Consider the following 6515-nt stretch of genomic DNA (forward strand, 5'->3'; position numbering starts at 1 on the left):
CTGGATGCTGTAGAACAGCAGCAGCATCAGCACGAGATCGGGCACGCCGCGGATCAGCGTCGTATAGACGGTGCCGACGCCGTTTGCGATGCGGTTGCGGGACAGTTTGGCGGCCGCGCCGACGAGACCCAGCAGGAACGACAGCGCGAGCGAAAGCACCGCCAGTTTGACGGTTTGCCAGGTGCCTGCGAGGATCAGCGGGCCGTAACCTTGTAGAAACATATGTGGTCCCTGACGGCGCATCGGCTGCGCCGCGAAAGACGCGCCCGCCAAGCTGCGCGGAACGCCCCGTACGTATCATGCCGTCCGCCCCGGCATCGGAGCCGGGCGCGCCCGCGTTGCAAGCGGCGGGCGAGGGGCGGGCGGCGCGTGGTTGACTGCCTGTACTGCGCGGGGGCGGGGCCGCCCCCGCATCCGCTGCGCCCGTCGCGGCGCTCAGCGCGCCGAGTAGACGCTGAACGAGAAATACTTGTGCGACAGACGGTCGTACGTGCCGTCCTTGTGCATGTCGGCCAGTGCCTTGTTGATGCGGATCTTCAGGTCCGTATCTTCCTTGCGTAGCCCGATCGCGGTGCCGTCCCCGATCGTCTTCGGATCCTTCACCTCGGGGCCCGCGAACGCGAAGCCCTTGCCGCGCGGCGTGCGCAGGAAGCCGTAGTCGGCCTGCAGTTCGTCCTGCAGCGTCGCGTCGAGGCGGCCCGAGCCGAGATCGGCATAGACCTGGTCCTGGTTCTGGTAAGGAACGATCGTGACGCCCTGCGGTTCCCAGTACGTCTTCGCGTAGGTTTCCTGCGTCGAGCCCTGCTCGACGCCGACGCGCTTGCCTTTCAGCGACGCGACCGTCGGCTGCAGCGGCGAGCCGGCCTTCGCGATCATCCGCGCCGGCGCGTCGTAGACCTTGTCGGAAAAGTCGATCTGCTCGCGGCGCTTGTCGGTGACCGTCAGCGACGACACGATGATGTCGTACTTCTTCGCCTTCAGCGCCGGGATGATGCCGTCGAGATCCTGCGCGACCCATACGCACTTGACGCCGATGCGCTTGCAGATTTCCTTCGTGAGATCGACATCGAAACCGACGATCTCGCCGCTCGGCGCGGTCGATTCGAACGGCGGGTAGCTCGCGTCGACGCCGATCCGCACGGTCTTCCACTCCTTCGCGAAGGCGCTGCCCGCCACGAGGGCGAGGGCGGCGCACAGGGCGGCCTTCTTCATTTCCATCCTTCTGTTGCTGACGTTCCGGGCGCGCACGCGGCCGGTCGGGCCGGGCGTCGCGGCGTATTCTAGACGGCCAAAATTCGCCGTTCGGCGCTTTGGCGGCGGCGGCCGCCGGATCGGCGGACGCCAAAAGGGCGGTATTTTACCCGAACGCGATACCCGGAAAACGGCAATCGGGCCGGCCGCGCGATTCTTTGCTTCGGCTGTTGCGGTAATCGTTCTATTGGCAACGGTCATTGCGTCGATTGCGTGCGCGAATGCAACGATGCGGTGCGTGCGCGCGGATTGTTGCCGAATCGGCGCGCCCCTACAGTGCAGCTTATCCAGAAAAACAGGTTTCACGGAGTGTCGCCTCATGTTCCAGATCCGCCGCGCCGTCGATCGCGATCAGCGCAGCTACGGCTGGCACGAATCCCGTCACAGTTTTCCGTGCGACGGCGCGGGCCGCGTGCCGCCGCGTTACGGCGCGCTGCTCGAGCTCACCGAAGCGTGCATCGCGCCGACGCGCGGGTTCGGGATGCAGCCGTACCGCGACGTCGAGATTCTGACGATCGTGCTCGACGGCGCGCTCGGCTATCGCGACACGCTCGGTAACGGCGCGATCGTCCGCGCCGGCGGCGTGCAGCGCACGCGCGCGGGCGCCGGCATCATGGTCAGCGAAGCCAACGCGTCGCATAAGCGGCCGGTGCGGCTGTTGCGGATCCGGCTCGCGCCGGACGCGCGCGGCGGCGCGCCCGACTACGCGCATCGCTATTTCGCCGAGGAGGACAAGCGCGGCCGGCTGCAGCCGATCGCGTCGCCGGACGCGCGCGACGGGGCGCTGCGCGTCGACGCCGATGCACGCATCTTCGCGGCACTGATCGACGGCGCCGAGCGTGTCGTCCACGCCGTGCCGGCCGGGCGCCGGGTCTACGCGCACGTCGTGCGCGGCGACGTCGAGATCGGCGGTCATCCACTGGGTGCGGGCGACGGCGTGCGGATCGCCGGCGTCGATACCGTTGCGCTGACACAGGGGCGCGAGGCCGAGGTTCTGCTGTTCGACGTGGCCGGCCACGACGCCTGAAACGAAACAGGGGACGCCGGCCGCAAGGCCGCGTCCCCCGCGCCGCCACGCGCGGCGGCGAGCCGGGCGCTTACTGCGCCGGCGCCGAAGCGGCCTTCGCCGCCTTCGCGGCTTCGCGATGCTGCTGCCAGCGCGCCTTCATCTGCTCGTGGCGCTGTTCCATGCGTGCGAACTGCTGCTTGAGCGCGGTGCTGACCGTGGCCTTCTGCTGGTCGTTCAGCCCGTTGTAGAACGCGAGCCATGCGGCCGACGTCTGCTCGCGCAGCTGTGCGTTCTGCTGCTCGGCCTGCTGGCGCGCCGTGTGCATCGCGTTCAGGTCGAGGATCGGCTGGTTCTGCTGCGCCTTGAATTGCTCGCGCATCTGCTCGTGGTTCTTGCGCATCGCTTCGCGGTTCTGCTTCATCGTGTTGAGCGCGGTCTGCCACTGCTGTTCCTGCGACGCGTTCAACTTCAGCTGATCGTGCAGCTTCAGCATCACGCCGAACGGGCCGCCGTCGTGATCGTTCATGTGGTGCATGCCGGGGCCGCGTTGCGGCGGCGCGTCGGCGGACTGGGCGGCATGCGCGGTGCCGAATGCGAGGGCGAGCACGGTGGCGGCCGCCATGGCCACGCGGGAAGTCTTCTTATACATTTCAGAAACTCCTTGTATTCAGAGGGTCCGGCGATGCGGCCGCGGGGCGACCCGGCTGCCGCATCCGGTAAGACGCAGGTTAGCGGCGCAGGCGCCGGCCGATGTTACGCGGGGTGGCGGCCGGGTTACCGCCCATTACAGTTCGCTTGCACGGTAACCCGCAGTAACCCTTTCGTCCCTTTGTTTCGTTCTTCGACGCCGCCCGTGCGCGGTAAACTTCGAGCCATGACTACCCAGATCCTCATCGTCGACGACGACCAAGAACTCCGCGACCTGCTGCGCGACTATCTCGTGCGCCAGGGGATGGAAGTGTCCGTGCTGCACGACGCGGCAACGCTCGAAAAGCGCCTCGAGCGCGAGCGCCCCGACCTCATCGTGCTCGACCTCATGATGCCGGGCGTGGACGGCCTCACCGCGCTGCGCCAGCTGCGCGCGTCGGGCGACGACATCCCGGTGATCATGTTGACCGCGCGCGCGGACGACGTAGACCGCATCGTCGGGCTCGAGCTCGGCGCGGACGATTACCTCGGCAAGCCGTTCAATCCGCGCGAGCTGCTCGCACGCGTGCAGGCCGTGCTGCGCCGCCGCCGCGCGACGCCGTCGGCCGCCGCGCCGGAGCAGCGCGAGCCGTTCGCATTCGGCCGCTTCGTGCTCGACTTCCAGGCGCGCACGCTGTCGATCGACGGCAAGCCGGCGACGCTGTCGAGCAGCGAATTCGCGCTGCTGAAGATTTTCGTGAACCACGCGCTGCGCACGCTCACGCGCGAGCGGCTGCTCGAGCTGCTGCACGGGCCCGAGTACGACGGTACCGACCGCGGCATCGACGTCCAGGTGTGGCGCCTGCGCCGCATCCTCGAGACCGATCCGTCGACGCCGCGCTTCATCCAGACGGTCCGCGGGCGCGGCTACGTGTTCGTGCCCGACGGCGAGGCCCATGCGCAAACCCATTGATTCGCTGTTCGGCCGGCTCGCGCTGCTTGTCGTCGGCGTGCTGCTGCTCTCGCACTTCGCGTGGTATTTCGCGATGCGGCTCGAACGCAATCAGATGCAGACGCGTTACGCGGTCGAGGAGGCCGCGTTCCTCGTCGACGCCGTGCGCCAGCACGTCGCGCGTTCGCCCGATCAGCCGCTGCCGTCGCGCGTGCGGCTCGTCGCACCCGACAGCCCCGACGTGCCGAAGGACGACGACCCGCCGCTGCCGGCGCCGCTCAAGCGCTTTCGCGACGACGTCGGCGAGCGGATGCCGCCCGGCACGCAGGTGCGGATCGGCGCGCCGGGCCGGCCGCCCGTGCTATGGGTGAAGGAGCCGAGCGACCGTAGCTGGATCGTCGTGCCGGTGCAGCCGCTGCGGCCGCCGCGCTCGCTCGACCGGATGCTGCTGTGGCTCGGCACGATTTTCTCGGCCGGCGTGATCGCCGCGCTGTTCGCGGCATGGCAGCTGCAGCAGCCGCTGCGCTCGCTCGCACGCGCGGTCGCGCGCTTCGGTCGCGGGCAGCCGGTGCCGCCGCTGCGCGAGCGCGGCCCGCGCGAGCTGCGCCAGCTCACGCACGGTTTCAATCAGATGGTGGAGCAGGTGTCGCAGGCCGAGAACGACCGCGCGGTGATGCTGGCGGGCGTCGCGCACGACCTGCGTACGCCGCTTGCGCGGATGCGGCTGCGCGCCGAAATGATGGACGATGCGCGTCTGCGCGACGGCGTCGTGCGCGATGTCGACTCGATGACGCATATCGTCGACCAGTTCCTCGTGTTCGCGCACGGCGGCGCCGACCGCAGCGAGCCGGTGCCGGTCGACCAGGCCTGCGAGCGGATCGCGCGCACCTATCGCGCGGTCGCGCCGAACGCGCCGACGGTGCAGACGCGGCTCGCCGCCGATCCCGGCTTCTGTCTGCCGACCGCGACGCTCGACCGCATCCTGTCGAACCTGCTCGACAACGCGCATGCGTACGGCGCGCCGCCCGTGCTCGTCGAAACCGCGCGCACGCCGGCCGGCTACGTGCTGGCCGTCAGCGACCATGGCAGCGGGATCGCGCCGCGCGATCTGGCGGCCGCGACGCGGCCGTTCGTACGCCTCGATCCGGCGCGCGGCGGCAACGGCCACAGCGGGCTCGGGCTCGCGATCGTCGAGCGGCTGGTGCTCAGGCTGGGCGGGACGTGCGACATCGGCAACCGTCCGGAAGGCGGGCTGCGCGTCGCGATGACGTTCCCGTTCGACGCGGTGCCGAAGGGCGAGCCGCACGCGCAGGCGGCGTAAGCGGCCGAAACGGCGCCCGGGCGGGCGCCGCGCGGCGTCACTCGCCGAACAGCGTGCCGAGCGTCTCGGCGGCGTTGCTGTCGATCGTGTTGTACGTCACGCTGGTGGCCTCGAAGATATAGACGGTCGTATAGCGGCCGAGGCGTTCGAGGATCTCGTCCTGCAACGATTCCGGCACGACGTTCATGTTCAGATACCATGCCGTCGACGACAGCCGCGTCTGAAACGACCCGTATTCCTGCATCAGCTCGTAGAACGCATCGGCGTCCTGATCGCGACAGACGATTACCAAGTTTCCTGCCATTCCCTTCCTCCTGCGCGTCGATCGACCCCGATGGGGCAAGCCCCGATCATACCCGCTTCGCCGTGTCCGCTTGCTGACGCCGCACACGGTTTGCGCGCGGGCCGGATCGGGCGGGTTCACGGCCGGGCCGGATCACGGCATAATTCGGGGCCTGCATGCCGGCCGGGACTGCGGCCGGGCTGCCCGACCCCGCGCGCCTGCCCGTCCGGCCGCGCGCCGGGTACGCTCCGTGCGCCGCTGCGGCGCCGCCTGCCGCCCGCAGGACGGTTGGACCTGACATACGGGTTGGTGTAGTGTCGTGCCGTCGCGGGCCGACTCGGCCGGAGCACGCGCGGCGGCGCAGCTTGCACGCAGCGCGCCGCGCCTGCGTGAGATCGTGAGTCAACCGAATTACCGCGCCCGTGCGCTTAGCCATGAATCAACATCGTCTGCCGGCTTCGTTCGGCCTAACCGGAGAGGGCGCCTGATGGACGTCGGATTCGATCCGAACCGGACCGCCAACGCGTCCGCGTGGCGCGTCCTGCCGAACCGGTGGGACTTTATCGCGTTTCCGCTGATCATCTGCCTGATCGCGATGGCCGTCGTCGGCTTCCACGAGACGATGGCGCCGATCGGCACGCTGCAGTCGCAGAAGATCTCGCTCGATCCGTCGAACCTGCCCGAATATGCGCTGCGCACGACGCTGCGGATGCTTGCCGCGATGGTCGCGTCGCTCGCGTTCACGCTCGTGTACGGCACGCTCGCCGCGAAAAGCCGCCGCGCCGGCATGGTGCTGATCCCGATCCTCGACATCCTGCAGTCGGTGCCGGTGCTCGGCTATATCTCGTTTACGGTCACGTTCTTCCTCGCGCTGTTCCCGAGCCGCGTGCTCGGCGCCGAACTCGCGGCGATCTTCGCGATCTTCACGAGCCAGGCGTGGAACATGACGTTCAGCTTTTATCAGTCGCTGCGCACGGTGCCGCGCGATCTCGACGAGGTGTCGCGCGGCTTTCACCTGACCGGCTGGCAGCGCTTCTGGAAGCTCGAGGTGCCGTTCTCGATGCCGGGGCTG

The 6515-nt window shown here is 68.9% G+C and carries 8 protein-coding genes; 4 read left to right on the forward strand and 4 right to left on the reverse strand.

Annotation, left to right across the window (positions count from 1 at the left end; all coding sequences use genetic code 11):
• Positions 1 to 222, reverse strand: a 222-nt coding sequence (locus tag HMPREF3115_RS32965; RefSeq protein ID WP_256276462.1) for an ABC transporter permease subunit, incomplete at its 3' end; no start/stop codon positions are given.
• A 213-nt stretch (positions 223 to 435) separates the two neighbouring features.
• A complete protein-coding gene (locus tag HMPREF3115_RS28050; protein ID WP_035947805.1) occupies positions 436 to 1212 on the reverse strand; it encodes an ABC transporter substrate-binding protein in 777 nt (258 codons plus the stop codon).
• 358 nt (positions 1213 to 1570) lie between these two features.
• Here HMPREF3115_RS28050 and HMPREF3115_RS28055 point away from each other — a divergent pair, with 358 nt between their 5' ends.
• The gene (locus HMPREF3115_RS28055; protein WP_070557023.1) at positions 1571 to 2278 is read left to right on the forward strand and encodes a pirin family protein; all 708 of its coding nucleotides are present in this window, start codon (positions 1571 to 1573) and stop codon (positions 2276 to 2278) included.
• A gap of 70 nt (positions 2279 to 2348) precedes the next feature.
• Here the strand turns inward: HMPREF3115_RS28055 and HMPREF3115_RS28060 are convergent, their stop codons facing one another.
• Positions 2349 to 2909 (reverse strand): Spy/CpxP family protein refolding chaperone, encoded by a 561-nt coding sequence (locus HMPREF3115_RS28060; RefSeq protein WP_070557025.1) that lies wholly within the window; start codon positions 2907 to 2909, stop codon positions 2349 to 2351.
• Positions 2910 to 3134: 225 nt separating this feature from the next.
• On the opposite strand from HMPREF3115_RS28060, the gene HMPREF3115_RS28065 reads away from it, so the two are divergent.
• Positions 3135 to 3860, forward strand: a complete 726-nt coding sequence (locus HMPREF3115_RS28065; protein ID WP_006398647.1) for a response regulator — start codon at positions 3135 to 3137, stop codon at positions 3858 to 3860.
• On the forward strand, positions 3844 to 5160 hold the full coding sequence (locus HMPREF3115_RS28070; RefSeq protein ID WP_006405798.1) for an ATP-binding protein: 1317 nt from the start codon (positions 3844 to 3846) through the stop codon (positions 5158 to 5160). The genes HMPREF3115_RS28065 and HMPREF3115_RS28070 overlap by 17 nt, the downstream gene beginning before the upstream one ends.
• A gap of 37 nt (positions 5161 to 5197) precedes the next feature.
• On the opposite strand, the gene HMPREF3115_RS28075 is transcribed toward HMPREF3115_RS28070, so the two are convergent.
• The gene (locus tag HMPREF3115_RS28075) at positions 5198 to 5464 is read right to left on the reverse strand and encodes a double-stranded DNA-specific endonuclease (RefSeq protein WP_006398649.1); all 267 of its coding nucleotides are present in this window, start codon (positions 5462 to 5464) and stop codon (positions 5198 to 5200) included.
• A gap of 466 nt (positions 5465 to 5930) precedes the next feature.
• On the opposite strand from HMPREF3115_RS28075, the gene HMPREF3115_RS32970 reads away from it, so the two are divergent.
• Positions 5931 to 6515: ABC transporter permease subunit (locus HMPREF3115_RS32970; RefSeq protein WP_256276463.1), on the forward strand; the 585-nt coding region annotated here is incomplete at its 3' end.

Source organism: Burkholderia sp. HMSC10F09, from assembly GCF_001806955.1.
Lineage (GTDB): Bacteria > Pseudomonadota > Gammaproteobacteria > Burkholderiales > Burkholderiaceae > Burkholderia > Burkholderia multivorans.